The 2,670-nt window shown below is 61.7% G+C and carries 4 protein-coding genes; all 4 read left to right on the top strand.

What is annotated here, in order from left to right:
* Nucleotides 1-793, top strand: a 793-nt coding sequence (locus ACH2EI_RS16375) for an ABC transporter permease (protein ID WP_395160799.1), incomplete at its 5' end; no start/stop codon positions are given.
* A 126-nt stretch (nucleotides 794-919) separates the two neighbouring features.
* Nucleotides 920-1,591, top strand: a complete 672-nt coding sequence (locus ACH2EI_RS16370; protein WP_395160797.1) for an HAD hydrolase-like protein — start codon at nucleotides 920-922, stop codon at nucleotides 1,589-1,591.
* Entirely contained in the window at nucleotides 1,588-2,007 is a 420-nt protein-coding gene (locus ACH2EI_RS16365) for a hypothetical protein (protein WP_395156060.1), read from the top strand. The genes ACH2EI_RS16370 and ACH2EI_RS16365 overlap by 4 nt, the downstream gene beginning before the upstream one ends.
* A gap of 101 nt (nucleotides 2,008-2,108) precedes the next feature.
* Nucleotides 2,109-2,366 carry a hypothetical protein gene (locus ACH2EI_RS16360; protein ID WP_395160795.1) on the top strand — a complete coding sequence of 86 codons (258 nt, stop codon included), beginning with the start codon at nucleotides 2,109-2,111 and terminating at the stop codon, nucleotides 2,364-2,366.
* Nucleotides 2,367-2,670 lie beyond the last annotated feature (304 nt).

Below are 2,670 nucleotides of genomic sequence, written 5' to 3'. Positions count from 1 at the left end.
TCGGCCGATCAACACTCGGCGCACACCGCACAGTGCTGCGGCGGTTGGCCTCGCCAAGCGCAGCATCGTCAACATCACCCGACTGCCCTCGGCTTTCCTGCCATCGGTCCTGATGCCGGTGTTCCAGTCGATCGCGTTCGCCGGAACGTTCTTCGCGATCATCCAGATTCCCGGGTTCCCAACCGATCGTTCGATCAACTGGTTTCTGCCGCTCGGCACGCTCATGGGTGCAGGCTTCGCCGGCATCGGCATCGGGTTTTCGACGATCCGTGACCTGGAGACCGGCTTCTACGACCGCATCCGGCTGTCGCCCGCACCACGCTCGGCACTGATCACCGGGCCGCTCGCCGCAGCGCTTCTTCGCGCCGTGCTGGTCACCACCATTGTCATCATCGTCGGGCTGATGTTCGGCGCACGGCCGACTCACGGCGCCGCTGGCGTGCTGTTCCTGTATGTCGCCGCAGCAGGCATCGCTGCGCTCGGCACCGGGTGGGGGCTCGCCCTCGCGTTCCGATTCCGCGACATGCGTGCCGCAGCGATCATGCAGCTCACCTTCTTCCTGCTGATCTTCCTCACCGACGCACAGACTCCGCTCTTCATCATGCAGGGCTGGCTCGAATCGGTTGCCCGGATCAACCCGTTTACGAACATCATCCGGCTGGCACGACTTGGATTCCTCGACGCACCGATCACCTGGAACAACATCTGGGGCGGTCTGGTCGCAATCGCGGCGATCTCAGCCCTCACGCTGACATTCGCACGTCGGTCGCTCGCCCGGCTCAGCGACTCCTGAGCCACGCACACACGAGTGGCTGACCGGCCAGCATGTTGAGCGGCCAGTAGGTTGAGCGGCAATGCGAAACACGACGGACCGGCTGCGGTTCGAGCTCGAACTCGAGAACCTAGCCAAGAGCACTTCATGACACGCACTCACGTCCTCATCGATCTCGATGGAACTATCTCGGACTCCCACGCCGGCATTGCCCGATCGCTGCAGTACGCGTTCACCGAATGCGGATTCGAACCGCCAACCGACCATGCCGTCCGTGACGTCATTGGCCCACCGTTCGAGGTGTCGTTCCCGAAGCTCGGCGTCGGACCTGGCGACTTCGAGCGAGTTGTCGACAAATACCGAGAGCGGTACAACGACATCGGCCTGTTCGAGAACAAGGTCTACGACGGCATCCCGGAGATGCTCGAAACGCTCCGCGCCAACGGCCTCACGCTCGCACTCGCCACCGCCAAACCAGAAGAACCAGCGCGACGGATCACCGCGCACTTTGGCTTGAGTGACCACTTCACTTTCGAGGCGGGCGCCAGCGGGATGGGCGGCAATCGGCGCACCAAAGCCGACGTCATCACGTACGCACTGGCTGCACTCAACATCTCTGCAGGCGATCACGTCGTGATGCTCGGCGATCGCGACCATGACGTCGAAGGCGCCATTGCCAACGGGATCGACTGTATTGGTGTCTCGTGGGGCTTCGGTTCCCACGAGGAACTCGCCGGCGCTGGAGCTGTTGTGATCGTGAACACCCCCGCCGAAGTTGCCGCAGCCGTCGCAGAGACATACCGTCATGAGCCGGTATGAGAACTACTGCTGACAACGTCACCGAATCGACCGCCCCTGCGGATGGTCATCGGCAGTCGCATGCCCCTGCCGATCGGTTCATGCGCCGCCTGCTACGGCTCCCTGAGGGCAAGACGTCGACCGCCCAGGAAGCACGGAGCGCCTTTCAGAAATCGATTGCGATCACCGCGTGTCGCTGCATCATCATGTACCTGGTGCTCCCGTTCGTGTTGCCCGTCGTAGGTCTCGCCAGTGGCGTCGGCCCAGCGATCGGCCTGGCGATCGGCATCCTCGCCATCGTCTCGATCATGTACTCGATTCGCCGTTTCTGGCGAGCCGATCACAGCAAGCGCTGGCACTACACGGCTTTCGCCACCGTGATCATCAGTTCCCTGATCTACTTGTCCGTCAAAGACATCATCAATCTCATCAACTGAGCGGCATTCCTCGGTCGAACCGACCTCCCGGTAAGTCAGCGCCCTCCCAGTCAACGCCCTCCAGTAAGATGGGGCGTTCGACAAACTGAAATGAGATCCGCATGGCGGTCAAGAAGCCCATCCTCTCCCCTTGGTTCAATGGCGAAACGCCGTTGGAAGAGCTCCCCGCCAGCGACCAGGTGGCCCACGACATCGTGCTCGAATTCAGCGATCTCAAGCCGTCCATTGCGCGCATTATGGAAGCCGATCTTGACGACGATCAGCGTCTCAACGCAATGGTCGCATTCCGCGATTCGCTGCAAGACCCGGGCAACCCGAACCGCGACCCGCGCGTCGCCATCACCAACGCAGGCGGCTGATCGCCCGGCGTGTCGTTGACCGTCTCAATCTGCACGGTCAACGACATCGTCAATCTGCACGGTCAACGCTGACGAATTCGGTCGTGTTGTCGCTTGCGTGGTGACGGACCCGTCTAAATGAGGCATGATGATCTGACACAGGTCACATCATTCGACACATCGACCGACTGATCGGTCGAAATAACACCCTGGGGGTCCATCCGTGGAAGTTTCCGTCACCATCAATGGCACCGTGCAGACGCACGATGTCGAGCCGCGCACACTGCTCGTCCAGTACATCCGCGATAACGCCGGCCTGACGGGC

The organism is Ilumatobacter sp. (assembly GCF_041688325.1).
Lineage (GTDB): Bacteria > Actinomycetota > Acidimicrobiia > Acidimicrobiales > Ilumatobacteraceae > Ilumatobacter_A.
The sequence above is the reverse complement of the archived record's forward strand: the minus strand, read 5'-3'. Positions and strand labels throughout refer to the sequence as shown.